This is a genomic window from Arthrobacter hankyongi, from assembly GCF_022012395.1.
Classification (GTDB): Bacteria; Actinomycetota; Actinomycetes; order Actinomycetales; family Micrococcaceae; genus Crystallibacter; species Crystallibacter hankyongi.
This window is the reverse complement of sequence record NZ_JAKLTQ010000011.1, coordinates 24,869-50,355: the sequence shown is the minus strand read 5'-3', so window position 1 is coordinate 50,355 and position 25,487 is coordinate 24,869. Positions and strand designations below refer to the sequence as shown.

The 25,487-nt window shown below is 65.5% G+C and carries 24 protein-coding genes and 1 pseudogene; 5 read left to right on the top strand and 20 right to left on the bottom strand.

The window, feature by feature from the left end; genetic code table 11:
- Positions 1–70 precede the first annotated feature (70 nt).
- The 3 genes and pseudogenes from LVY72_RS14570 to LVY72_RS14560 form a co-directional block, all read right to left on the bottom strand.
- The gene (locus LVY72_RS14570; protein ID WP_269092545.1) at positions 71–307 is read right to left on the bottom strand and encodes a carboxymuconolactone decarboxylase family protein; all 237 of its coding nucleotides are present in this window, start codon (positions 305–307) and stop codon (positions 71–73) included.
- Positions 304–494, bottom strand: a pseudogene (locus tag LVY72_RS14565) (3-hydroxyacyl-CoA dehydrogenase family protein); the annotation flags it as partial. The gene LVY72_RS14570 and the pseudogene LVY72_RS14565, both read right to left, overlap by 4 nt.
- A 186-nt stretch (positions 495–680) precedes the next feature.
- Complete coding sequence (locus LVY72_RS14560) at positions 681–1,610, bottom strand: LysR family transcriptional regulator (RefSeq protein ID WP_237822118.1); 930 nt, start codon at positions 1,608–1,610, stop codon at positions 681–683.
- Positions 1,611–1,682: 72 nt separating this feature from the next.
- On the opposite strand from LVY72_RS14560, the gene LVY72_RS14555 reads away from it, so the two are divergent.
- From LVY72_RS14555 to LVY72_RS14535, 5 genes are all read left to right on the top strand, one after another.
- Positions 1,683–2,756, top strand: a complete 1,074-nt coding sequence (locus LVY72_RS14555) for a YeiH family protein (RefSeq protein WP_237822116.1) — start codon at positions 1,683–1,685, stop codon at positions 2,754–2,756.
- 452 nt (positions 2,757–3,208) lie between these two features.
- The gene (locus tag LVY72_RS14550; protein ID WP_237822114.1) at positions 3,209–3,862 is read left to right on the top strand and encodes a histidine phosphatase family protein; all 654 of its coding nucleotides are present in this window, start codon (positions 3,209–3,211) and stop codon (positions 3,860–3,862) included.
- A gap of 62 nt (positions 3,863–3,924) precedes the next feature.
- Positions 3,925–4,683 (top strand): 3-oxoacyl-ACP reductase FabG, encoded by a 759-nt coding sequence (gene fabG, locus LVY72_RS14545; protein WP_237822112.1) that lies wholly within the window; start codon positions 3,925–3,927, stop codon positions 4,681–4,683.
- Positions 4,680–5,153 carry a MaoC family dehydratase gene (locus tag LVY72_RS14540; protein ID WP_237822110.1) on the top strand — a complete coding sequence of 158 codons (474 nt, stop codon included), beginning with the start codon at positions 4,680–4,682 and terminating at the stop codon, positions 5,151–5,153. Before fabG ends, LVY72_RS14540 begins: the two co-directional genes overlap by 4 nt.
- Positions 5,154–5,224: 71 nt before the next feature.
- A complete protein-coding gene (locus tag LVY72_RS14535; RefSeq protein WP_237822108.1) occupies positions 5,225–6,427 on the top strand; it encodes an acetyl-CoA C-acyltransferase in 1,203 nt (400 codons plus the stop codon).
- 146 nt (positions 6,428–6,573) lie between these two features.
- Here LVY72_RS14535 and LVY72_RS14530 read toward each other — a convergent pair whose 3' ends face one another.
- From LVY72_RS14530 to LVY72_RS14450, 17 genes are all read right to left on the bottom strand, one after another.
- Positions 6,574–7,179: an NIPSNAP family protein gene (locus tag LVY72_RS14530; protein ID WP_237822106.1), complete on the bottom strand. Its 606-nt coding sequence runs from the start codon at positions 7,177–7,179 to the stop codon at positions 6,574–6,576.
- A 66-nt stretch (positions 7,180–7,245) separates the two neighbouring features.
- Positions 7,246–7,665 (bottom strand): GlcG/HbpS family heme-binding protein, encoded by a 420-nt coding sequence (locus LVY72_RS14525; protein ID WP_237822104.1) that lies wholly within the window; start codon positions 7,663–7,665, stop codon positions 7,246–7,248.
- Between the two features lie 51 nt (positions 7,666–7,716).
- Positions 7,717–8,034 (bottom strand): EthD domain-containing protein, encoded by a 318-nt coding sequence (locus LVY72_RS14520; RefSeq protein WP_237822102.1) that lies wholly within the window; start codon positions 8,032–8,034, stop codon positions 7,717–7,719.
- A 37-nt stretch (positions 8,035–8,071) separates the two neighbouring features.
- Positions 8,072–9,817: an amidase gene (locus LVY72_RS14515; protein WP_237822100.1), complete on the bottom strand. Its 1,746-nt coding sequence runs from the start codon at positions 9,815–9,817 to the stop codon at positions 8,072–8,074.
- A 15-nt stretch (positions 9,818–9,832) separates the two neighbouring features.
- Entirely contained in the window at positions 9,833–11,050 is a 1,218-nt protein-coding gene (locus tag LVY72_RS14510; protein ID WP_237822098.1) for a cytochrome P450, read from the bottom strand.
- A gap of 12 nt (positions 11,051–11,062) precedes the next feature.
- Positions 11,063–12,079, bottom strand: a complete 1,017-nt coding sequence (locus tag LVY72_RS14505) for a PDR/VanB family oxidoreductase (protein WP_237822096.1) — start codon at positions 12,077–12,079, stop codon at positions 11,063–11,065.
- A gap of 166 nt (positions 12,080–12,245) precedes the next feature.
- Entirely contained in the window at positions 12,246–13,475 is a 1,230-nt protein-coding gene (locus LVY72_RS14500) for an acyl-CoA dehydrogenase family protein (RefSeq protein WP_237822094.1), read from the bottom strand.
- Complete coding sequence (locus tag LVY72_RS14495) at positions 13,476–14,561, bottom strand: phosphotransferase family protein (protein WP_237822092.1); 1,086 nt, start codon at positions 14,559–14,561, stop codon at positions 13,476–13,478.
- The gene (locus LVY72_RS14490) at positions 14,558–15,676 is read right to left on the bottom strand and encodes an ABC transporter substrate-binding protein (RefSeq protein WP_237822090.1); all 1,119 of its coding nucleotides are present in this window, start codon (positions 15,674–15,676) and stop codon (positions 14,558–14,560) included. The genes LVY72_RS14495 and LVY72_RS14490 overlap by 4 nt, the downstream gene beginning before the upstream one ends.
- 76 nt (positions 15,677–15,752) lie before the next feature.
- Positions 15,753–16,769, bottom strand: a complete 1,017-nt coding sequence (locus LVY72_RS14485) for an NADPH:quinone oxidoreductase family protein (protein ID WP_237822088.1) — start codon at positions 16,767–16,769, stop codon at positions 15,753–15,755.
- A 3-nt stretch (positions 16,770–16,772) separates the two neighbouring features.
- A complete protein-coding gene (locus LVY72_RS14480; protein ID WP_237822086.1) occupies positions 16,773–16,994 on the bottom strand; it encodes a biotin/lipoyl-binding carrier protein in 222 nt (73 codons plus the stop codon).
- A gap of 2 nt (positions 16,995–16,996) precedes the next feature.
- A complete protein-coding gene (locus LVY72_RS14475) occupies positions 16,997–18,382 on the bottom strand; it encodes an acetyl-CoA carboxylase biotin carboxylase subunit (RefSeq protein WP_237822084.1) in 1,386 nt (461 codons plus the stop codon).
- 10 nt (positions 18,383–18,392) lie between these two features.
- Complete coding sequence (locus LVY72_RS14470) at positions 18,393–19,952, bottom strand: acyl-CoA carboxylase subunit beta (RefSeq protein WP_237822081.1); 1,560 nt, start codon at positions 19,950–19,952, stop codon at positions 18,393–18,395.
- Between the two features lie 2 nt (positions 19,953–19,954).
- Positions 19,955–22,177: an acetate--CoA ligase family protein gene (locus LVY72_RS14465; protein WP_237822079.1), complete on the bottom strand. Its 2,223-nt coding sequence runs from the start codon at positions 22,175–22,177 to the stop codon at positions 19,955–19,957.
- 521 nt (positions 22,178–22,698) lie between these two features.
- Entirely contained in the window at positions 22,699–23,601 is a 903-nt protein-coding gene (locus LVY72_RS14460) for a LysR family transcriptional regulator (protein WP_237822077.1), read from the bottom strand.
- Positions 23,602–23,722: 121 nt separating this feature from the next.
- Complete coding sequence (locus LVY72_RS14455) at positions 23,723–24,538, bottom strand: SDR family NAD(P)-dependent oxidoreductase (RefSeq protein WP_237822076.1); 816 nt, start codon at positions 24,536–24,538, stop codon at positions 23,723–23,725.
- Between the two features lie 96 nt (positions 24,539–24,634).
- On the bottom strand, positions 24,635–25,486 hold the full coding sequence (locus LVY72_RS14450; protein WP_237822074.1) for an ABC transporter permease: 852 nt from the start codon (positions 25,484–25,486) through the stop codon (positions 24,635–24,637).
- Between the last annotated feature and the right edge of the window lies 1 nt (position 25,487).

The window sequence follows — 25,487 nt, the reverse complement described above, 5'->3', positions numbered from 1 at the left end:
CGATGCGGATCCGGCCAGCCGCCCGGCGCCTTCGTCCAAGGTAGTGATGAGCCGTCTACCTGCGCGCCGCCTACCGGGCTGTGCGCGTCGCCTCGTGTTCGAGGGCGTGCAGGGCCAGCACGGAATGGGCGTAGGCGCCGCCGGCGCGCATTTCGGCTGCCACCCAGATGGCCTCCATGACCTCGCTCTCGGTGGCACCCTTGCGGGAAGCGAGCTTGGTGTGTCCGTCGATGCAGTAGGGGCATTGGGTCACATGGGCGACGGCGACGGCGATCAGCTGCTTGGTTTTCTCATCCCGGTGGTTCAGTTCCAGTCGGAGAAGCCCCGGCGGCTCCCGCGGCCGAATTCTCCGGCGGCGGCCTTGTCCCGCAAGATTTGCGGCGGCGCAAACAGGTCGCCGATCGACTGATGGAGGTACTTGGCGATGCCCAGGCACACGTCCAAGCCCACGACGTCGGTGGTATTCAGGGCCCGGTAGGGTGCCTGTAGCCGAGTCCCCCAGCTGGGCAGCCCGCAAGCGGGTCCTTCAGCGCCCACATCCCGACAATGATGACAATGACAAGGAGTGATATCCGGGCTCTTTGGGCGCACGAAGGCCTGGTGATGGTATGCCAACCGCCACAGTTGCTTCACGACCAACGCGGCCCGAATTTACCCCCCGGACGGCCCACCGGGCCGGGTCATCTGGCCTCCGCGGTTTGCAGGGCGATGTCGAGGAGGCGTCCGGCGTCCCCGGCCGGCCGGTGGCTGCCGAACCAGATGCCCCGCAGTTCCCGCTCGAGCCTCCCGCCGGACACGGGGACCTGGAGCATCCGCCCGTCCCGGAGTGCGCCCTGCACCGCGAGGTTGCTCAGTACCGCGGGACCGAGCCCGGCCATGACGCTCTGGCAGATCGCCGAATTGCTGTTCAGCTCGGCGACGGGCCGGGGCCGGTCAGCGCCGATGGCCGCGTCCAGCGCGGCGCGGGTGCCCGATCCCGCTTCGCGTTCCACCAGCGGTGTGGCTGCCAGTTCCTCGGGGGTGAGCGGTTTCGTGCGCGCGGCCCAGGGGTGCTCCGGGGAGATGACGACGACGAGGCGGTCGGTGGCGATCCGGATGCTGCGAATATCGCCGGGGACATCGGGGGTTTCGATGAATCCGAGCGCCAGTTCCCCCGAGCGCACCCCGTCGATCACGCACCTTGAATTGTTGATGCGCAGAGTGGTTTGCACGTCCGGATACCCAATCCGGAAGGTGCTGATCCAGCCCGGCACGAGGTACTCGGCCACGGTCATGCTGGCACCCACCACCAGCTCGGTCGCCGACGTGGCGACCAGGGCCGCAGCGCCGGCCGAAAGCCTTTCGACGGCGTCGAGCACCTCGCGCGCCCATTCAACGGTCAGCACGCCCTCGGTGGTCAGCCGTGAACCAGCCGTGGAGCGGCTCAGCAGCCGGTATCCCAGACGCCGTTCGAGAGTGGCGACGGCGCGGCTGGCATTGGATTGGGCCATGCCGATCGAGCGTGCCCCGGCACCCAGGCTGCCTGCATCGGCGACGGCCACCAGCAGGCGCACCGCCGGCAGTTGCAGCCACTGGTGGGCGGGCAGGGTCCGTTCGCTCTCATCTGGCATATCAGGATCATATGCCCCCTATGGCGGAACGATGGCTACTGGACTCCCGCAGGGAGTGACACCGTACAAGGTATGAAAACGAAATACTCCGCCAATACCGCCGGCGCTCCCGGCCCGGATCAGGCAGCGGCGGCCTCCAAAGCTCAGACATCTGTCGGCCGCTGGACCCGGTTCGTCCCCGGGCTGGCGGCTTGCGCCGTGGCCGCCGCCGCCGCCCTGTCCGCCGCCCGGCTTCTGCCCGGCTTCAGCCCGCTGCTCATCGCAATCCTGCTCGGGGTCACCTGGCGGAACCTGGCCGGCGTGCCCGCGTCCTGGACAGCCGGGGTGCAGGTGTCCTCGAAGAAGCTGCTGCGCACCGGCATCGTGCTGCTGGGGCTGCAGCTCTCCCTGTCCGAAATCCTGGGCCTGGGAGCCGGCGCCCTGCTGGTGGTCGTGGCGGCCGTCGGCGTCACGTTCGCCACCACTCTGTGGATCGGCCGCGCCCTGGGCATCGGGCCGGCCCAGCGGCTGCTCATCGCCTCAGGCTTTTCCATCTGCGGGGCTGCCGCCGTAGCGGCTACCGAAAGCGCCACGGACGCCGAGGAGCAGGAAACGGTGACCGCGATCGGGCTGGTGGTGCTGTTCGGCACCCTGATGATCCCCCTGGTTCCCTTCCTCGGCACACTGCTGGGCCTGCCCCCGGAGGCCCTGGGCATGTGGATCGGAGCCTCCACGCATGAGGTCGCCCAGGTCGTTGCCGCCGGCGGTGCCGTCGGCAGCGCCGCTCTCGCCGTGGCCGTCACCGTTAAACTGGCGCGCGTACTCATGCTCGCCCCCATCATCGCCGGCGTTGGCTGGTACCGCCGGCGCACCCAAACCGGGACCACGGCCGGCAAGCGGCCGCCGGTAATTCCCCTGTTCGTCCTGGGGTTCATCGCCGCGATGCTGCTGCGCACCTGGGGCTTCCTGCCCGACCCGTTCCTCGAGACGGCGAAGTGGTTCCAGACGGCCCTGCTGACGGCCGCCATGTTCGGCCTCGGCCTGGGCGTCCACTTCCGCGGACTGGCAACAGTCGGCGGCAAACCCGTCGTGCTCGCCCTGACCTCCACGCTCACCATCCTCGCCGTCTCACTCGGCGGAACGCTCATCTTCCCGCCGGTCTCCTGAGCTCTGGCGTAAGGCCGAGGGATCCCCTCCGGCCCGGGTTCAGGACCGGGAGCGGACACTGGGGCTGTCCCAGCCATCGATTCCGGCGGTGAGGTGTTTCTGGGTCTTTCTCCAAGAGGCCCTTGGTCGTGCAGACGGCCAACTATCCCTCCACGGCGGACAGGTGCGTCAGGGCATTCCAGCTGGATTTGGCCACGTGCTTGCGGTTACCCCTGATGAATTTGCCATTGCCGGTGGGGCGGCAGGGCCTCAGCCACCACGCCCAGGTCGCCCCCGGCACCCAGTCTGCGCTGGCCGTGGCGGCCGCAGAGGTCAGCCGAAATGACTGCTTTCACCGAAGAAGAAGACGCCGAAGATCCAGGAGCAGCCCACGGGTAGTGCAAGCTTCCTGCTGGCACCCCGATAGCCCACGCGGGGTATTTACCGGCCGGCCCGCTGACTATGGTCGGGCTGTGAGCGTTCTCTATTTGGTCCGGCACGGACAAGCATCATTCGGCACCGAGGACTACGACCGGCTGTCGACACGCGGCAAGGACCAAAGCCATGCCTTGGGAACCAGCCTGAGGCGCAGCGGCATGCTTCCGGCCCGCATCACCAGCGGCGCCATGAAACGCCAACTCCAGACGGCCCGGTACGCGTCCGGGGCCGCCGACTGGGGCACGCCGCTTGACACGGATCCGGGTTGGGACGAATTCAACGCCGCCGAACTGATCAATGCCCTTCCCGAGGACGATCCGGACGCCAAGACCGATTCACGGGCCTTCCAGCGATTGCTGGAAAAGGCCTCGACCCGTTGGGCCTCAGGTGGACACGACGCCGACTACAGCGAGACGTTCGGCGAATTCACCCGGCGCATCGACGGCGCCCTCGACCGGGCCGTGGACTCGCTGCGGTCCGGGGAAAGCGCAGTCGTGGTGTCGAGCTCCGGCGCCATCGCCTGGGCGGCCGCCCGGCTGCTGGACGGCGGGTTCCCGCAATGGCTCGCGTTGAACCGGGTCACCGTGAACTCCGGTGTCACCAAGATCGTCTCCGGTTCCTCCGGCAAGACCCTGGTGGCCTTCAACGAACACGGCCACCTCCCCCGTTCCTGGATCACCTACCGCTAGACCACCCCAGTGGGCGGCACCCGCCCGGATAACACACCAGATGCAAGGAAGCAGGTTCCACCATGACCGGACAACAGCGCACGGCCATCGTCACCGGGGCAGGACGCGGCATCGGTGCCGAAATCGCCCGCCGCCTGGCCTCCGACGGATTCAGAGTCGCGGCCATCGACCTGGATCATGACGGGCTCGATGCCCTCACCGCGGGACTGACCGCTGCGGGCCACAAGGCCATCGGCATCGTCTCGGACATCTCGGACGAGTCGGCTGTCGATTCCGCTGTGGCCCGCACCGCCGATGAGCTCGGCCCACCGGTCGTGGTGGTCAACAACGCTGGCATTATCCGGGACAACCTGCTGTACAAGATGGCCGTCTCCGACTGGGACCAGGTCATGAACGTGCACCTGCGTGGTTCCTTCCTGGTTTCGCGCGCCGCCCAGAAGCACATGGTCGAGGCCAAGTGGGGACGTGTCATCAATCTCTCAAGCACCTCGGCCCTGGGTAACCGCGGCCAGGCCAACTACTCGGCGGCCAAGGCCGGCCTGCAGGGATTCACCAAGACCCTGGCCTTGGAGCTCGGCCCCTTCGGCGTCACTGCCAACGCAATCGCCCCGGGCTTCATCGAAACCGAGATGACGGCCTCCACGGCCGCACGCTTGGGCGTGAGCTTCGAGGACTTCACGGCCAAGGCCGCCTCGGCGATCCCCGTGCGCCGCACCGGCAAGCCCGCCGACATCGCCAACGCCGTGTCATTCTTCGCCTCCGACACTGCGGGCTTCGTCTCCGGCCAGGTGCTGTACGTGGCGGGAGGACCGAAGGCATGAGGATCTTCAACGGCATCGACGACTTCGCACAGTGTGTGGGTGAGGAAATCGGCGTCACCGAATGGCGCACCATCACCCAGGACGACATCGATGCGTTCGCCAAGGTGACCAACGACCACCAGTGGATCCACGTCGACACCGAGCGTGCGGCCTCGGGCCCGTTTGGTACCACGCTGGTACACGGTTACATGACACTCGCGCTGGTCTCCGGGTTCCTTTTCGACACGTACCGCATCGACGGGCTGTCCATGGGCGTGAACTACGGATCGAACAAGGTCCGTTACCCTGCCCCGGTCCTGGTCGGCTCGAGCGTGCGTGGCCGGATCAGGCTGGTGTCCGTTGACCGCGAGGACAAGTGGGCACAGTCAACGGTCCAGGTCACCGTCGAACAGGAGCTCAACGGGGAGGCGAAGAAGCCAGGCTGTGTCGCCGAGGTCGTCTCCCGGCTCTACAAGGCACCTGCCGCCTAAACCGAGGCAAGATCGCTCGTCCTGCGCTGCCCCGCATATGCCGAAGACCCCCTTCCTGAAGGAGCACCACCATGCCCAGAGCAGCCATAGTTGCAACAGCCCGCACCCCCATTGGCAAGGCTCACCGCGGGGCCTTCAACAACACGTCCGCCCCCGAGTTGGCCGGGCACGCGATTGCCGCGGCCTTGGAGAAGGTCGGCATCGAACCGTCGCTGGTCGAGGACGTCATCCTCGGATGTGCGGTGCAACAAGGGACGACCGGTTCCAACGTCGGCCGCCAGGGTGCCCTGCGCGCAGGGTTGCCGGTAACGGTTCCCGGACAGAGCATCGACAGGCAATGTTCCTCGGGACTGATGGCGGTCGCGACAGCTGCCACACAAATTCTCGTCGATTCCATGACAGTGACGGTGGGAGGCGGAGTCGAGTCCATCTCGCTGGTGCAAAACGAACACATCAACAAGTACCGCGGCCGGGACCAGTGGCTTGAGGCCAATCACCCTGGCACCTACATGCCGATGCTGCGCACCGCCGAACTCGTGGCCGAACGCTACGGCATCAGCCGCGCACGGCAGGACGAGATGGGCGCACTGTCCCAGCAGCGGTCTGCGCGCGCCCAGGCGAACGGTGCATTCGACGACGAGATCGCGCCGATTCGCGTCGTCACGTTGAAGACCGACAAGGAGACCGGCGAGGTCACGGAATTCGAGCAGCTCGTCTCGAACGACGAGGGTGTGCGTGCCGGCACCACCGCTGAAACCCTGGCAGGGCTTCGTACGGTGCTCAGGCCCGGGGAGTTCACGGCACATCCGACGGTGACGGCGGGCAATGCCTCACAGCTCAGCGACGGTGCGTCGGCCAACGTGTTGATGAACAGCGACTATGCGGCGTCGCTGGGCCTGGAGCCGCTGGGCTACTACTGCGGCATGGCGGTCACCGGATGCGAGCCCGATGAGATGGGTATCGGACCGGTCACCGCCATCCCGAGGCTCCTGCGGAATCACGGGCTGAACGTTGAGGACATCGGGGTGTGGGAACTCAACGAGGCCTTCGCTTCGCAGGCCGTCTACTGTCGGGACCACCTCGGGATCGACCCCGAGAAGATGAACGTCAACGGTGGCGCAATCGCCTTGGGCCACCCCTACGGGTTGACGGGCTCACGGGCCGTGGGCAGTGCCCTGCTCGAGGCGCGGCGCCGTGACCAGCAATTCGCCGTGGTGTCGATGTGCGTGGGCGGCGGCATGGGGGCCGCAGGCCTCTTCGAAGTCGCACGCTGAACGGAACAGGCCGATGCCGTACTTGGCCAACTGATTCCAGTTAGGCAAGTCCCCTCGGACTTAACGGGAAAGCAGACCCCCGGCACTGGGTGCCGGGGGTCTGTCATTGGCCGACGACGGTAGGAACCGCCGGGTGCTCCGTACCGCTATTGCAACGGCGAGAACGTCGATGGGCTCAGCTGCTTCACCACTGAGGACGTCGGCACCGGGCCGTCAACAGGCCGCCAGGCTCCCTTCCCAGATGTACCCTGCCCACGGCGTTCCTCGTTGGGGAAGGCCCAGATCTGGACGATGCCGTTGGTCTGGCCGAACTCCAGGCGCCCAGCCAGCACGAGCGAATCGTGCTGGCTGCGATCCTCAATCGCGTTCGACCATGCCTCGCCGGCGGCACGAAGGTCGGACACCTGGAAATAGTCGTATTGGATCTCGAAGACCGGTCCGACGGTACCGGGCCGCCGGTCCTCGACGAAGTCGAACGGCAGGACCAGCTCTACCATCATCCGGTTGACGAATCCGCCCGTTGCCGGGGGCCAGTTCGGGTGCTCGGCGGCGCGAGCCCGCTGAATGGTGCGTTCGGCCTGGTCCTGGTAGGGCCATACGTGGATGACTTCGCTCAGCGCCTGATCGTTGGTACGCCAGAAGGCTGTCAGCGGCGAGAATGCCGCACGGTCAACATAGCCGGCACCGAATCGACGCTCGAACTCTGGCACATTCTCCGGAGCCACCTGATATGAACGAATTTCGTAAATCATGTGCACTTCCTTGTCATCAGGGGTGATGGGGGGTTCTCAACGTCAGGGCACCCAGGCCCCGGAGCCTCAGCCCTGGAGGACAGAGATGGCTTGGAGCGCCGCGACGCCCGCGCCGGCGCATTCCTCGTCCTGCTCCCCGGTGCCGCCGCCTACACCGCACGCACCGACCAGGACGCCGTCGGCAAAGATCGGGACGGCACCCTTGGCGTAAAAGATGTGTCCCCCTTCGGCCTGGGCGATGCCGATCATGATCGGTGAGGCGGCACGCTCGGCGAGCAGGCCGCTGGGCTTTGCGAACCCGGCGGCGGCAACGGCCTTGCCCTGGGAGCCGTAGCCGGCGCCCCAGTGCCCGCCGTCCATCCGCCCGAAGGCGAGAAGCCGGCCTCCGGCGTCACAGACCGAGACGCTGATCCGAATGTCCAGTTCTTTGGCTTTGCTGATGGCGCTGTCGATGATGAGGTTTGCCTGGGTGAGGGTCAGTGTCATGGTCAACCTTTCGAGAGGCTCCGGAAAAGGGATTTGGAATCGCCGTAGCGACTAAGGAATTGCCCGAAACATGGACAGTGAGGCGTTGGTCGTATGCGGCCTGATCTTCGACGCCCAGTCGCCTTGTGCGGACGCGGCTTTCCACTCCGGGGTTTGCGGCAGGTCCGGAGAGTTCACGCGGTAGAGCGTTGCGTACCTCTGTACGCCCGCGTTGGGCCGATCCAGGACGTAACGCTGGACGCCCAGGACACCTGGCACCTTGGCGATGAATGGCACGTGCTCGGTATCGTAGATGCGGTTGAACTCGTCCTCGAATTCGTCGGGGATATCAAGCTGGACGAGCCACAGGTACTCGGTATTTTCCTTCACGGTCCCTACCTTTCGACGGCCACCTTGGCGGCGTTCACTATTGATCGCTCACTGTTCGATGAACGAACACATTGGCCGCTGCCTCGGCATACACATGGTCACGCGGCATCCGGGCGGCCATCTCAAGGGCGTACGGCGCACCTTCCAACAACTGCGCGAACATCCGCTCATCGAGCACGAGGCCTGCCCTGGCGGCTGCCGCCAGGCATGCATCGCGGAGCATCGGATCGGCGTCCCCGGACGTACCGGCCAGCAACGGAGGTTCGTCCACCGCCGGCGCAACAGCATGCGCGATCAATTCGGGATGACGCCGGTGCCAGTCGGTCGCCGACTGATACGCATGGCCGATCCGCAGAATCGTCGCTTCGTCGAATGGACGGCCGAGGATCTGCATGCCCAGCGGCAGCCCCGCGGAACCGAAACCGTTCGGCAGCGCGAGCACCGGCTGGCCGGTGACGTTGGCAGCGGTAAAGTGGTTGGCCTTCTTCCAGAATCCCAGCGGGTCGTGCGAGCCGAATCCCGGCGCTTCGCCCGAGCAGATCGTGATGAAGGCGTCGAAGCGCCGGTACAGGGGTTGCATCTCGGCGATGGCCCGCTGCTGTTCCCTGCCGGCCCGGATAAAGTCGTTGGCAGAGAACATCAGCGCCGGCAGCATGCGGCTCAGGATGTCGGCGCCGAAATCACCGGGGCGGGCGATCAGGTCAGGCTGGTGCACATTGAACACTTCGGTTTCAGCAATAATCGTCTTGATGTCGCAGTAACTCTGCATTGGCCTGATCCGGCAGTCCTCCAGCGTGGCCCCCAAGTCCTCCAAGACGCCCAGGGCGTCCTCCATGGACCGGCGCTCGTCCGCGGACGCCACGGTCTCGTCCTCCCAGTTGTGCCTCAGCACACCGATCCGCAAGCCCCGCAGGTCCCCGGTCAGGGCACCTCGGTAGTCGGGAACCTCACGGGCCACGCTGACGGGGTCGGCCGGGTCGTGGCCCGCGATGCCCTCGAGCAGGATCGCGCAGTCCTCGGCGGTCCGCGCCATGGGACCGCTGCGGTCGAACGTGAACGAGTGCGGGATCACCCCCGAACGGCCAACCAGCCCGGGGGTGGGCATCAGGCCGGTAATGCCACAGCGGGAAGCTGGCACCCGAATCGAACCGCCGGTGTCGGTGCCGATGCTGGCCGGCACCAGCCCCGCGGCGATCGCTGCCGCCGAACCGCTGGAGGAGCCACCCGTGACGCGGGTCAGGTTCCAGGGATTTCGTGCCGGCGGCCAAGGTACGTCAAACGACGGCCCGCCATGGGCGAACTCGTGAAGCGCCAGCTTGCCCATCAGCAGTGCGCCGGCTTGCTGGAGCCTCGCAGCCACGGCGGCGTCCCGGGTCGGCACGTTGTCCTCCAGCACCCTTGAATGTCCTGTGGTCGTGATGCCGGCGGTATTGAAGCAATCCTTGAGGGCGAAGGGAATCCCGTGCAGCGCACCGCGGTAGCGGCCTGCTGCGATCTCGGCGGTCGCCTCGCGCGCCCCGTCAAGCGCCAGCTCGAAGGTCCGGGTGATGTACGCCTGCACCTGGGAATCGACGGCCTCGGCGCGCGCGATGAGCGCCTGGACATATTCAAGCGGAGAGAGCCTGCGTGAGCCGATGAGCTCCGCCGTTTGGGCCAGGGTCAGCTGATGAAGCCCGGCGGTTTCAACGGCATCGTTCATTCGAGCAACTCCTCGGTATTGGGAATCAAGCACAGGGCACACCGACCGGCATCGAGGGGCCCCTCCCCCGATGCCGGCACTCACACGCCCGGGGTCGATTTAGGCGAGCGTCAGGCGCAGCGGAACCGATTCCCAGCCGCGCAGCGTGTTGTTGTGGTGCCGTTCGATCGGCGCGGCAAGTTCGATGCTCTTGATCCGGGGCACCAGTTGCTCCAGCAACGACGCGGCTTGGAGACGGGCGGCGTGCTGGCCCACGCACTGGTGAATGCCCATGCCGAAGGACAGATGCCCGGAGGGATCGCGCGACAGGTCGAACTTGTCCGGGTTCTCCCAGCGGCGCGGGTCGCGGTTCGCGGCGGCGAAGCACAGCATGACGCGGCTGCCGGCCGGGATGACGGACCCGCCGATCGTGACGTCGGTGGTGGTCTTGCGGAAAATCTGCTGGACCGGGGATTCCCAGCGCAGCGACTCATCGAAGGCCACGCGCGCCAGGTTCGGGTTCTTGCGCAGCGCCTCCCATTGCTCCGGGTTGGAGGCGAAGGCGTAAAGCATGCCCGAGATGCCGTAGACGGTGGTGTCGACGCCGGCCGAGAGCAGTGAGCGGGTCAGCAGCGGGGCCTGCTCGTGCAGGATGTCGCCGCGGTCGGCGGCAGCCCAGATGTCCGCCCCGAAACCTTCTGGCTTCAGTGCGTCGCGTTGGCACTTGGCGGTAGCCCACTCGGTGTATTCGGCAGCCTTGCACTTGCCCTGTTCCACCAACCCGTTGTCGGGGCCCAGTGCGTTGAAGATGTGGTCGGCGTAGGGCACCAGGTTTTCGCGGCCCTCCTCGTCGATGCCGGAGGCCTCGGGGAAGAAATTCACCGGCAGCTTCGAACCGATTCCGGTGTGCCCGTCGATCTCCACCTGCCCGCCGGGGGCGGTGCCCGCCAGCAGGGCCTTGATCAGGCCGCCGGCCGTCTCCATGCAGGTGTCCTTCATCGAACGCAGCACCCGTGAGGACAGGATCGACTGCAGCACCTCGCGCGGTGCGTCGTGCTCGGGCGGATCCATCTGCAGCAGGCCGCGGGCGCGCCAGGGCTCGTTGAGGCCCACGCCGGAACCGGAGGAGAGGTCCTGCCAGTTCGCGACGGCGGCCGAAAGGTCCTCGTAGCGACCGATCGCATACGCGTTGTACTTCGCCAGGAACACCACGGGGCCCGCCTCGCGCAATCGTTCCTGGAACGGCAGGGGGTTTTCAAGGGTTTCCGGCGAGAACGGGTCGTCGTCGAGGACCGGGACGGTTCCGTGGTTGACGGGGCATTTCGTCGCTGTCGACATGGTGGGTATCTCCTAAAGATCCAGCACGAGGCGATCGGAGACCGCGCGTGAGACACATACAAACATTCGGTCGTTCTTGGCACGTTCTGCGTCGTTCAGCAGCGAGTCACGGTGCTCCGGCGTGCCCCTCAGGACGCTGACCTCACAGGTGCCGCAGACCCCCTCGTTGCACGAGGAGAGCACCGGGACGCCGGCATCGCTCAAGGCCGAAAGAACCGTCTGGTCGGTGCCGACGGTGATGCACTTCTTGGAGAGCGCCAGTTCGAGTTCGAACGGCTCGGTCCGCACCGGCTCCGGCAGGGTTGCGGGAACGAACCGCTCGAAGCGCACCGCCCAGGACGGCCAGGCGGATGCCGCCCCGGCCACCGCGTTTAGCAGTGGCTCCGGTCCGCAGCAGTAGACACGCCCCCCGTCAACGGGTTCGCTCAGGAAGGACAGGTTCAGATGGCCCTTTTCGTCCTGCGGCCAGATGGTGACGCGGTCGCCGTACTGCGCGAGCTCGTCCAGGAAGGCCATCGAGGCGCGTGTGCGGCCGCCGTAGTGCAGGTGCCAGTCGATGCCGAGCTGCTCCGCGGCGACAATCATGGTCATGATCGGGGTGATCCCGATGCCGCCGGCAATGAATTCATAGCGGGTCGCCTGGGACAGGAGAAAGTTGTTCCGCGGGGTTCCCACGGTAAGCATGTCGCCGACCGCGAGCTCGTCGTGGATGAAGCACGAACCGCCCTTGGAGTTCGGTTCGCGCAGTACGGCGACCTCGTACGCGTGCGGGTCCCAGCGGTCGCCACACAGGGAGTAGTGCCGGGAGAGGGATCCGGCGTCCGTGGTCGGGAGCACCAGTTCAATGTGTGCACCGGGGGTCCAGTCCGGGACGCGGGCGTTGTGCGGTTCCTCGAGTCGCAACCGCACGACGCCGTCGGCGATGACTTCCTTCTGCGCGACCCGGAGGGATTGGATTCCCGGGTGACCGGCAGCGGGCCTGGAAGCCGGCGAAGCGTCGAGGGTGAGCGAAGCGGCGTTAGTAGGCATACCACGATCATGCGCAACGGGCGCCGACGTAAGCAATCTCACATGGCTTATCAAGGCGATAGCCGCGTAGTGATGGCTGACACTTGACAACAGTTGCCCATGAATTCTCCGGACATGACAACGTCCCCCTCACCGCGATTCGTGGTGAGGGGGACGTTGGATCAACCTAGGAGCTGCGTCGCGCGCGCTGGCGCTTCAGCTCATTGCGGGCCAGGGCGTTTTTATGCACCTCGTCGGGACCGTCGGCGAACCGGATGGTGCGCGCATAGGCGTATGCCGACGCCAGGAAGAAGTCCTGCGACAGCCCAGCGGCACCGTGGACCTGAATGGCCTTGTCGAGGATCCATTCCACGGTCGACGGCGTGGCGATCTTGATAGCCTGGATCTCGGTGTGGGCGCCCTTGTTCCCCACGGTGTCCATGAGCCAGGCGGTCTTGAGCACCATCAGGCGCAACTGTTCGACCCGGACCCGGGACTCGGCGATCCAATCACGGATCACGCCCTGTTCGCTGAGCGGTTTACCGAAAGCGACACGCTCGTCGGCCCGTTCGCACATCATCTTGATGGCCCGCTCGGCCATGCCGATCGCACGCATGCAGTGATGGATGCGGCCCGGGCCCAGACGCGCCTGGGCAATGGCGAAACCTTCACCTTCGCCGCCGATGAGGTTACCGACCGGGACCCTGACATCGGTGAACACGATCTCGGCGTGGCCGCCGTTGTAGTGGTCCTCGTAGCCGAAGATCGTCATGGCACGCTTGATGGTGACACCGGAAGTGTCCCGCGGCACCAGGATCTGGCTCTGCTGACGGTGCCGTTCGGCAGTGGGGTTGGTCTTGCCCATCACGATGAAGATCTTGGCGTTGGGATTCATCGCGCCGGTAATGAACCACTTGCGGCCGTTGATCACGTACTCGTCGCCGTCACGCACGATGCTTGTCTCGATGTTCGTCGCATCGGAAGAAGCCACGGCCGGCTCCGTCATGGCGAAGGCAGAACGGATCTCACCCTCGAGCAGCGGCTTGAGCCACTGCTCCTTCTGCTCTTCGGTACCGAACTGTGCCAGCAATTCCATGTTGCCGGTGTCAGGTGCCGAGCAGTTCAGGGCCGCCGGAGCAAGCATCCGGCTGCGGCCGGTGATCTCGGCCAGCGGTGCGTATTGCACGTTGGTCAGCCCGGCGCCCTCCTCCCCGGGCAGGAAAAGGTTCCATAGCCCGCGGCTACGTGCCTCGGCGCGCAGCTTCTGCAGTATCGGGGATTCCGACCATGCGTACGGGTTCTCTAGTTTTCCCAGCTCATCCTTGTACGCCTCTTCGTTCGGGTAGACGTGCCCGTACATGAAGTCGACAAGTTCCTTCTTCAGGAATTCCGTCCGCTCGTCTGTTGAGAAATCCATCTACTTGTACTCCTTGAGTGATTCGAGCCCAAGTTCCAGCAGCAACGGCACGGTGCTGCCGCTGTCCTCGAAGCCCGCGCCAACCGTTTGGCGATTGATATGTCGGTAACGGACGCCCTCGGAAATCCCGGCGAGCTTGAAGCAGGCCAGTCCCAAGTGGAATCCGAATCCGCGAAGAGCACGGCCACTCTCTGCCTCGTAGAGGGCCATGATCTCTTCCTCGGAAAGGTAGCCGGGCGCCAGCGTTGCGTCGTATGTGGCCGGGTCGGTGGATTCCCGACCCGCCACGACCCTTGCGCGGCGCTGGTAGGTCAGCATCAGCGCCAGGTCGAGCAGCGGATCGCCGAGTGTTGCCATCTCCCAGTCGATGACTGCGGCCGGCAGGTCGTCGGCGCCCATCAGCACATTGTCCAGGCGGAAATCGCCGTGGACAATGCCCGAGGCGGACTCCGACGGGACGGCGGCCACGAGCTTTGCGTACAGCTCGTCCGCCCCGGGAAGTTCGCGGGTGAACGAAGCGTCGAGCTGCGTCTTCCAGCGTTTCACCTGCCGGCCCAGGAAACCCTCGGGGCGACCGAAGTCGGCCAGGCCCACCCGGCCAGGATCCACCCGGTGCAGCTTCGCGAGGGTGCGCACCAACTCAATGGAAATGGCTCGGGTGCGTGCCTCGCCGAGCGGTATGATCTCGTCGGCATACCGGTAAGGCACGCCTTCGATCCGCTCCATGATGTAGAAGTCGGCGCCCAGGACGTCCTTGTCATCGCAATAGGCGACCATCCTCGGAACCGGGACGTCCGTACCTTCCAGCGCCTCGGCCATGGTGTATTCGCGGCGCATGTCATGAGCCGTCGCCATGACCGTGCCCAGTGGCGGTCGGCGCACGATCCACCGCTGGACTGAGTCGGCGAGCTCGTATGTCAGGTTCGATTTTCCGCCGGTGATCAGGCTGGCCGTCAATTCCCCGACAACCATGCCCGGGTATTCGGCCGCCAGCCAGTCGCCCAAGCGGTCGAGGTCGAGTCCAGTGGGCGATTCGCGGTGCGTCGCCACGCCACCGTCGCTTGCGGTTTTCCTTGCTTCACTCATGCCCGGGCGAACTCCGGAACGAGCGTCTCATAGGTGATGTCGCCCTTCTTGACGCTGCCAAAGCGCAGGGCGAGTTCGGCCATGTGCTCGATGGTCTCCCTCGGTGCCTTGAACATCGGCTTGAGCTTGGGTGCCACCTGGGTGGCATAGTGCTCGACATATTCCTGCGCGATCTGCGGGGCCTTGCCGCCGAGACTGGAGGTGTTGAGCAGTTCAGCCGCCGCCGCCTTGTTCTCGATGATCCACTTGCTGGCATCGTCCTGGGCCGCCAACCAGTTCTTCACGACCTCGGGCTGCTTCTCCACCTTGTCCTCGCGCACCCCGATGCCCACCACGGCCTGGTTGCGCATGATCTCCGGAACGTTTTCCTCGGCGAAGTCGATCAGGATCGTGCCGCCGGTCTCCTGGGCCACGAAACGCGTCGACGTCCATTGGACGGTGACGTAGGCATCGATGCGGTCGGCGTTCAGGTTCGGGATCGCTTGGGCGGTGGGGCCCACGGCCAGGGCCGTGACGTCGCCGTACTTCATGCCGGCCAGCTCCAGCGCAAGTTTCAATTGCAGGTCACCGCCTGAGCCGACACTCGAGACGCCAATGCGCTTGCCCTTCAGCGATCGGATCTTCTCTTCGAAGCTCGCCTCGGGTCCGGGCCAGCTGAGGTCCTTGCTGCCAACGATTCCGTAGGTCGTTTCGAGCGTCCGGAAGCCGACGAGCAGCGGACGCTTGCCCTTTGAGCTGTTCGCGTGGGTGGCCATCAGCAGCAGCGTGTCGGCGGCGTATGCATCGACGGCGCCGGCAACCAGCAGCTGGAACGCCTGCACCCCGGACTGCGGGTTGAGGTGCTTGGGAACCTCGAGTTGGTGCCTGGCGTAGTCCTTGTTCGCAAGGTTGGCCGCATCAAGGAAATACGCATCGCCGGGGAAGGCAGCAATGGCGAATTTCCGGGCCTCGCCCGCGGAGGCCGCGCCACCGCCTCCGCAGGCGGTCAGCAGCGAGGCCGAGCCGAGCGCCGCGGTGCCCAGGCCGAAGAACTTCATCAGCGAACGTCGCGACATGCCGCCGTCCAACATCCGCCGACCGCCCCGGGGCGATCCGCCGTTCTGTGACTCAAACATTCATACTCCTGTGTGGTTGATTCGTGCCTGGCGGCCTTGGCTGTGCCCATGGCCCTGCGGGGGTGGCGCCCGATGGTTACAAGACGGTTCCAGCGTGTTCCATGACGACCCGGCCCACTGTCTTTCCGTCGGCAAGCCGCTGAAGGGCGTCGGGCACGCCGTCCAAAGTGAACCTTTCGCTGACGAAGGGGTCGATGGCCCCGGAGTCGGCCAGCCTGGTCAGTTCCCTGTGGCATTCATCGACCGCCGCCGGGTTCTTCGTGTTGTAAAGGCCCCAGTGGATGCCGATGATTGAGTAGTTCTTCACCAGCGCGTGGTTCAGCGAGGCGGACTGGATCTCTCCCCCGGCGAAGCCGACGACGATAATCCGGCCCTCGAACGCGATGCACTTGGTCGAGCGCTGGTAGACCTCGCCGCCGACCGGGTCGTAGATGACGTCGGCGCCGCGCCCTTCGGTGAACTCCTTGACGTTCGCCACGAAGTCCTCCTTGCGGCGGTCGATGACAAGATCGGCACCGAGCTGCTTGGCGTAGGCGGCCTTCGCTTCGCCGCCGACAACACCGATGACCCGGGCCCCGGCGGCTTTGCCAAGCTGGATGGCGGCGCTGCCCACGCCGCCGGCGGCGGCGTGGACCAGCAGCGTCTCTCCGCGCTGGATGCGGGCCAGCCGGTGCAGGCCGAACCAGCCAGTCTGGTATCCGATGAACAGGCAGGAGGCCTGCGCGTCATCAAGCGATGCCGGTGCCTGATGCACCTTGTCCTGGTCCATCAGCGCGTACTCGGCGAACCCGCCGTACGGAAGCGTGGTCAGGCCCAGCACCCGGTCGCCCACCGCGGCGCGGGTAACGCCCGGCCCGGTGGCGACCACCTGGGCGCAGACCTCGCGTCCGGGAGTGAAGGGCAGCTCCGGCTTGACCTGGTACGTGCCTCGGCACATCAGCACATCCGGGAAGTTGGCCGCGGAGGCCAGGACGCGCACGACCATCTGGCCCTCGCCCGGTTCGGGGACGGCGCGTTCGGAGAGCTGGAGGGCATCGACGGGTTCACCGAGTGCGGTAACCGACCAGGCCTTCAGGGTGCTGGGGATCGGCATGGCCTACTCCGCCCCGAACGTGATCAGCGGCTGGCCCGGAGCAACCACGTCCCCCTCGGCCACGAGGACCTCCAGGACCGTGCCCGAATCCTCGGCCGTCACGGGGATTTCCATCTTCATGGCCTCAAGGATCAGCAACGTGTCGTCCTCTTCAACCGTGTCGCCCGCGGACACAAGGACCTTCCACACGTTGGCACCCATGTCCGCCTGAATCGTCTCTGCCATGCTCATGCACTCCTTTTGGCCAGCCTGGCCTCTTCTTTAAGTCTTTGCTGTATTTCCGCCACCACTCCGGTGTCGTACCGGCCCTCGGTAAATTCCTCCGAGCCGAGGATTTCCTCAAGGAATGGCCGGTTGGTGGTCAGGCCCTCGATCACGAAGTCGTTGCACGCCTTGATCGCACGGGCAAGCGCTTCCTCACGGGTAGCCCCGTAGGCGCACACCTTGGCGACCAATGAGTCGAAGTGCGGGGTGACCTCGGTGCCGGCCGCATAGCCGGAATCCACCCGGATGCCCGGTCCCGCCGGCTCCTGCCAGGCATCGATCGGGCCCGGACGGGGGAAGAACTTCTTGGGATCCTCGGCACAGATCCTCAGCTCGATGGCATGGCCGCGCGCCTCGGGGGCGAAGTCCGGGGTGGTGGTGCCCGATGCCGCGATGCTCAGCTGCTGCTCGACCAGGTCGACGCCGTGGGTGAGCTCGGTTATCGGGTGCTCGACCTGGATGCGGGTGTTCATCTCCAGGAAGACGAAGTCGCCGCTGATCGTGTCCAGCAGGAACTCGACGGTGCCGGCGTTGCGGTAGCCGACGGCGGCGGCCGAGGCGATAGCGCACTCGATCAGGCGCCCGCGCAGTTCCTGATCCAGGTGCGGGGCCGGAGACTCCTCGATCAGCTTCTGGTGGCGGCGCTGCGTGGAACAATCGCGCTCGCCCAGGGCCACGACGGTACCGTCAGCCAAGCCCAGGACCTGGATCTCGATGTGCCGGGCCGAGGCCACGAAACGTTCGACGAAGACACGGTCGGAGTCGAAGCTGCGCGCGGCCATCGACCTGGTGTTCTCGAACGCCTTGCGCAGCGCCTCCTCGTCATGGGCAACGGCCATGCCGATTCCGCCGCCGCCGGCCGAGGCCTTGACCATCACCGGGTAGCCCACGCGCTTGGCTTCCTCGACGGCCTCGTCGCCAGTCTGCAGCGCCGCGCCGGCATCGCCGCTGATCGGCACGCCGGCCGCGGCCACAGCACGGCGCGACTCGACCTTGTCGCCCATCACCTCGATGACCTCGGCGGACGGGCCGACCCAGATCAACCCGGCCTCTTCGACCCGGCGGGCAAAGCCCGCGTTTTCGGCCAGGAAGCCGTAGCCCGGGTGGATGGCCGTGGCGCCGGCGTCCTTGGCGATGCGCACGATCTGTTCCCCGTCGAGGTAGGCCTGCACCGGCGTATCGCCCTCGAGCTGGATGGCGGTGTCGGCCTCCAACACGTACGGCAGGTTGCCGTCCACCGCATGGTAGACGGCAACGGTGTGCACGCCGAGGCGCTTGGCCGTGCGGATGATGCGCCGGGCGATTTCGCCGCGGTTGGCGATCAGCAGGCTCTTGGGAAATAGGCTCATTACGTCGTCCTTAATAACTCGTGGGCCACAGGCTCAGCAGGTGTTCGCCGATCCCGTTGGTCCGTGCCCGGTAGTGGTCCTTCAATGCGCCGAGGATGAACTCGCGGGTCTCGGCTGGATCGATAACCTGCTCGAATCCGTACACCCGGGCCACGTCGTAGGCGGTGGTGCCCTTGGACATCTCGGCGAGGCGCAGCTCGTACATCACCGGGTCGCTTTCCGGGTCCAGACCGTGCACCACGGAGACCGCGGAGGTCGGATCCATGAAGCTGACCTCGGTCGACCACCACCCGGCGGTGGCGTCAGCGGTCCCGCCGCCGCCCATGTTGATGAACGCCTGGCCGTAGTTCTTGCGCATCGTCACGGCTATCTTGGGCACGGTGACCAGCGAAAGTGCGTTCATCCAGTTGATGATCTTGCCCGCCACCTTATTGCGCTCGGCGTCCAAGCCGATCAGGAAGCCCGGCTGGTCGACGAGCATGATCACCGGAATGTTGTAGGAGTCACACAAGACCAGGAAGCTGGTGGCCTTGTCGCAGGCGGCCCCGTCCAGTGCGCCACCCTTGAACATCGGGTTGTTGGCGATGATGCCCACGGACTGGCCTCCGATGCGGGCCAGCGAGGTCACCAGGGACTTGCCGTAGCGGGCCTTGATCGGGAACACCGAGCCGGTGTCGGCGATGATGTCGATGACCTTGCGCACGTCATAAGTCTGGGTGCGGGACTCCGGGACGATCTGGTTTAGTTCCGCGGCGCGCTCGCCCGAGCCGGCGGGGACCGGTGCCAGCGGCGGGGTTTCGCCGTTGTGTGCGGGCATATAGGAGAGGAATCGGCGTACCAATTCGATAGCTTCCTCGTCGGTGTCCGCCACCGCGTCGGCGTAGCCGGTGACCTCGGCGTGGACCTTCCAGCCACCGAGCTCCTGGGCGTCGACCTGCTGGCCGGTGGCGCGGCTGACCAGGCCGGGGCTGGAGACGGCCAGCACGCTGCCCTTGCGGAAGACCGCGAAGTCGGCGGCCACCGTATGCCAGGCGGCCGAGCCGAAGCAGTAACCGAACGCAGCTGAAACCCACGGGCTTTCACGCTTGCGCAGGAAGCGGGTCTTGCCGTTGGCGTTGCCCATGCCGGTGCCGCCCATGGCGTCGGGCATGCGCACGCCGGTGGACTCGGAGAGGTAGACCAGCGGCATGCCCACCTTGCCCACGAGTTCCTTGAAGTGGGACATCTTCTTGTTGCTGACCGGGCTGGAGGAGGAACCCTTGACGGTGAAGTCGTAGGCGATGACCGCGGCACGCCGGCCGTCGACCTCGCCGGTGCCGGTGATCTTGCCGTCGGCCGGGGTCTTGTGGCGGTCAGCCTCCACGGCCGAGGTCGTGAACAAACCGCTCTCGCGGAACGTGCCCGGGTCGAGCAAAAGCGCGACACGTTCGCGGGCGTTCAGCCTGCCTTCGGCGCGGCGGGCCTCAAGCTTCTTCGGACCGCCCATCGCCAGCGCGGCCGCACGGCGCTCTTCATGTTCCTGCTCGCGGGTCAGCTTGGTTTCCTCAGTTGTGACTGCTTCCTGTGTCATCTCTACTGCCTTCCGTTTGCGCCACGCGACGCCTGGTGTGTCTGCTGGCTCTGTTCGAGCACGGCCCGCGCGGCGAGGGCCGCGTCTTCGAAGGCCGGGAAGACCGGGATTCCGATCGCCCGGGCACGTTGTGCGTACGTCTTGATCATTTCCTCGGTTCCTGCGCTGCCGTCCGTCTTCAGGACGAGCATCTGGTGGGTGCCCGGCGTCGATTCGTCGCGCGCCTTGGCGATCGAATCGATGATGTTGCCCGTCACGTCCCCGTGGGTTGCGCCGAGATTGCGCTGGATGATCCCGACATTCAGGTGGGAGATCAGCACTGCCGGGTTGCTTCCCGCGAGCACCGTCTTGAGGATGTCCTCGGCGACCGCGCCGCTCCTGACGGCCAGCGTTCCCGCCGGCACGTCGATCGGGTTGTGGAAACCGTTACCCGGGGGCAGGTCCAGCGCTTCGAGCTCGTTGATGACCGAATCGGCCAGCGGCGAGGTTGCCACTCCCTGGCGGTCAAGGGCATCGGCGCCCAGCACGCTGGCTCCGCCGCCGTTGCCGAACAGGACCGCTTCGCGGCCGTTCGGCTTGACACTGAGGTCGAGCGTCGACAGGGCGTGAAGCGCCGTGGCGAAGTCAGCGAGCGAATCAACGAGGGTCATGCCCGACTGCCGCGCGATGGCCGGCCACAGCCGGTGATTGCCGGCCAGTGCGCCGGTGTGGCTGGTGGCCGCACGCGAGCCCTCCGCGGTCCGGCCTCCGGCGAGCAACACCACGGGCTTGCGGGTTTCGGATGCTGCCAGCACGTCCAGGACCTCGCGTGCGATGGCCAGAGACTCGAGGTACAGGCCGATGACCTGGACGTCTTCATTGCCTAGGTAGGATTCGACAAGCTCGGCAGCGCTGACATCGGCACCGTTGCCGATGCTGACCACGCTGTGGAAATCGATTCCGCGGGATGTCCCGACGCGGAGGATGTCGACGCTCAGGCCGCCGCTCTGCGAGACGATGGCCGCCGTTCCCGGGGTCAGGGGCGCTTCGGGGACGAAGGAGAGCTTCCCTGCCGAGGCGTGGGTGCCCAGGCAGTTCGGGCCGATCAAACGGATGCCGGCTTCGTTGACGGTCTTGACCAGGGTGGCTTCGAGTTCTTTGCCCTCGTCGACTTCGCCAAAGCCGCTGGAGACCACCTGTGCGAAACGAACGCGGCCGGCGCCCTCGCTCAACGCCTCGCTGACCTTTGCCGCCGGCAGGGCAACGAAGGCGTAGTCGATCGGCTCGTCCACGTCCGCCAAGGAACCGACGGCGGCAAGGCCCTCGATCTCCTCGGCGCTCGGGTGGATCGGCACAATAGTGCCGTCGAAGCCACCGGCACGGATGTTGCGGATGAATCGGTTGGCAAGGTTCGGGCGCTTGCCGCTTGCACCCAGGACCGCGATCCGGCGGGGCTGGAACAGCGGGGAGAAGTCGGTGGTCCGGCCATCAGTACGCACTGCGGCTGCGTCGTCACCGGCCTCAAGACGGCCAACAACGAAACGTGCATCCACGGCCACGGCGCGGGCGTCGGAAACGATCACGGGGTTGAGGTCGATTTCCACAACATCATCCGGAAGCGAGGCCAGCAGGCCTTCGGGGCCGGCGAGGCGCGAGATCAGCGTGACGAGCGCCGGGATATCGGCCTTCACGCCGCCACGTGCGCCGTTGAGCACCTTCATGCCGCGCAGCTCCTGCAGCATGTCCAGGATCTGGTCGTTCGCCAGGGGGGCCAAGCCAAAGGCCACGTCCTCGAAGACCTCCACGAGGACCCCGCCAAGGCCGACCATAACGGTCCACCCAAGTCCAGGCGTACGGACCGCGCCCACGATGATTTCGTGGCCGGCCTGCACCATCTCCTCGACAAGCAAGCCATCGAGTTCGTGCCCGAATTCGGCCAGGCTCGCACGCATCTGCAGCGCGACTTCGTTTAGCTCGGCACGGGACACTCCGACCCGGACTCCGCCGGCGTCGGACTTGTGCACGAGCGTCGCCGAGATCGCTTTGACGACCAGCGGTTCACGAAGGTGAGCCGGTAGCTTCTGGCCCACTGCAATTTCGACGCCTTGGGGTGTATCGATCCCAAATGCAGAGAGCAGGGACTTTCCCTCCGCTTCGGTGAACATGGCCGATTCCCGGTTTCCGGCTTGGGCGATGAGCTCGGCGATGGTCGCGGAGCCGCTCGGCTGGGTTGTTTCGACTGACAACTGGTGCACCTCACTGAACGTCGGATCCGGGCGGCAAGCTCTCGCGCCCGGCGTGATTTCAGTCTCGTCAGCCATCTCGGCGCTGGGAAGCTCGACCGCGCTGGCAGGGTGATATGACTGCGCTATCGGATGGCCACCATTGCTGCGTTCCTTCAGTTCCAGGGACTATCGCAGCACCGTCATGAACACGTCCCTCCACCCAAAGCCCGTGAATCGGCCCAGGCGTCCGGGCGGCCCACAAAACACTCCCCTCTTTGGGTCCGCCCGGACCGCGGCAAGGCAGCCTTGCCCGGGGCGTTGGACCGGCTGGGAACCATGACGGCGGTGGCCCGGGAGTGGGGAACGAGCAAAACGGCCGGCGGCATCGTGGCCAGGGAACCGGCTCCCGTTTCTGGGTGGATTACACCCGGACGTGCCGGAGGGAATTCTTCATCCTGCACGAGCATCTGGACAACTCCACAGCCTCGGCAAGGTAAGGCAAGGAGCAACGTGGCCCGGAATCCACCGAGCCGGTCAGGTGGTTAGAAGGTTTTGGCGACGTCGCGCAGGAGACGCAGGAACGCCTGCACGGCCGAGGACCTCGCCTCATCCTTCCTGACGATGGCGGACGTACTGGCACGTGCCCATTCGAAGGGAAGCGGTACAAGCGCAACACCGTTTCCGCTGATGGTCGACCCGAGAAGCGTGTTCGACATGCAAATTCCCACACCGGCACGCACCATGGCCTGTGCCGCCTCCGCATTGGGCGTGGTGTAGACGACTCTGACCTCAACGCCCTCCAACATCCGGTCAAAGGCCACGCGCAGGATGCTCGACTCTGCAGGAAAGATCAGCGCTTCCCCTTCAAGGTCGGCAGGTTCAAAGTCGTCCTTGCCGGCGAGCCGGTGATCCTCGGGCACTGCCAGGACCAGCCGGCCGGTGATGAGATCGATATGGTGCAGTAAGGCATCTTCAGCCGGAATCAATTCGATACCAGGCAGACGGGTCACCAAGCCAACATCGAATTGGCCGCTGAGGACGCCGCGAACCACCAACTTCGATGGACCCTCGTCCACTTCGAAACGCACGTTCGGGAAGTCGGTCAACAGGCGTTTGACTGTCCTGGGAAGAATGGTCTGTGACCCTGCTGGCACTGTGCCGAGCCGGACGGTGCCCAGCTTCAGGCCTCCAATGGCGCTGGCCTCTTCGCGCAGCATCCGCTCGGCTTGAACCGCCGTGACCACGTGCGGCAGGATCCTCTCTGCCGCATAGGTCGGCTGGACCCCTTTGGCACCGCGGGTCACCAGAATGACGCCCAGATCCTCTTCGAGCCGCTGCACCTGGTTGGTGATCGTCGGCTGCGAGATCTCAAGCTCCTTGGCAGCTTGCCGGAACGAGCCTGTCCGCAATGCTGCCTCCAGGTAGCGCAGCTGCGCGAATCTCATGGCACCTTCTCCTTTGCTGTCGCGGTCCAAGACCGCCGGAGGACCATGTTACCCTGATCACAACCCCACCAGAGGCATCCTGGCGGCTTGTGAAGCAAGCGAACGCATGGCCCGAGTGAAGTCAGCCCAACAACTCGTCGAGCCCTGTCGAGTCCCTTGACAGCGAGCCCCCTTCGACGGCGATCGTGGTGCCGGTGATGTACCCAGCGGCAGGAGACAACAGGAAAGCAATCGTGGCCGCAATTTCATACGGTTGACCGAGCCGGCCGAGCATGGGTCGTCCAGCCAATTTCTGCGAATCGCGGCTGCTTCGCTCCTTGGCGACATATCTCGGCGAAAGGAAGAGACCGGGCGCAACGGCGTTAATGCGGACGCCACGGGACCCATAGGCAGCCGCCAGCTCCTTGACCCACACTTGCAATGCGGCCTTGCACGGGCCGTAGCCCGGCGCCGTCAGCCCACCGTGCGAACCGACCACGCTGGAAACATGCACGATCGACCCGCTGCTGACCAGTGGGGCCAACTTTCGTGCGGCCAAAAAGGCGTGTGCAAGGTTGACCCTGAAATCAAGATCCCAGTCCGCCAATCCATAGTCGGAGATTTGCCGGCGATGCATCTGCCCGATGACATCGACATACCCATTGATCTGCCCGCATTCGGCGGCAGCAGCGATCGCGATGCGGTCGATGCCTTCCTCGGTCGCGGCATCCGCGACCAGGAAGGGCATCCGCAGTGAGTTGGCAACTGCACCGACCAGCTCTGCATTGATGTCCACGCATAGAACGCGACCACCTAGGCCGACGATCGTCCTGCTGACATGCTCCCCAATACCACCGCCTGCACCAAGGACGACATAGAGATTGTCATCCAATCTGAACAGGCTGCCGTGATCGATCTCCTGAGCTGGCAGTGGTAGGGCGAGATTGTCGATGTGCATGAAGTCCCTCTCATTGCCCGATACCGGCCGAGGCAGTATTGGTATCGCCTCGGCCGGTATCGCGCTACAAACGGTCGTTGTCGATCCGCGGCCGCTCTATCTCGTCCACTTAGTCACGAGCTTCTGCAGGCCCGAGATGGAAAGGTCCAGTACCATCGACAACAAGCCCATGGCCACCAAGACGGCGAAGGTCTCTGCGACCTGGAAGTTGTTGGTCACGACGACCAATCGCTGTCCCAGACCGGTGTAGGCGCCGACCATTTCCGACACGACGGCACCAAGCACGGAGTAGACTGCGCCGAGCCGCAAACCGCCAACGATGGCCGGCAGCGCCGAGGGCAACTCAATCTTGAAGAAGCGCTGTTTCCGTGTCATGGCCAATGATTTAGTCAACTGGCTGATGTCGTGGTCGATGCCCTGCAGGGCACCCATAGTGCTGGTCATCAGGACGAAGAACACCACGCTGAAGGCAACCAGTGCCTTGGGGCCGAACCCTAGGCCAAACCACAGAATGAAGATCGGTGCCAACGCCGGACGCGGAAGGCTGTTCATCAAGGTCAGGAATGGCCTGGCCGCGACATGCAAAACCTCGACGCGGGCGAAGACCACGCCTGCCAGGATGCCCAGGATTGCACCGGAGACCAACCCGGCCATGGCGCCGCTGAACGTCGCGCTTACATCGGTCCAGAAGGTCTCGTCCGCCAGTTGCTTGATGAAGGATGTCCCGACATCACCGGGGGTGGACACCAGCGTCGGATCCATGATCCCCTGGCCCGTCATAAAAGCCCAGCTGAAGACGAAGACGGCGAGCACACCGATCCTCAGGGCCCAGACGCTCAACTGTCGTTTGATGCGTGATCGGCGCCGTTCCGCGATGATCGTGCTGTCGTTGTAGGCTGGCGCACTCGCGGAAGCGCGCAGAGGCTCCGCCTTAGCGATCGTTTCCATG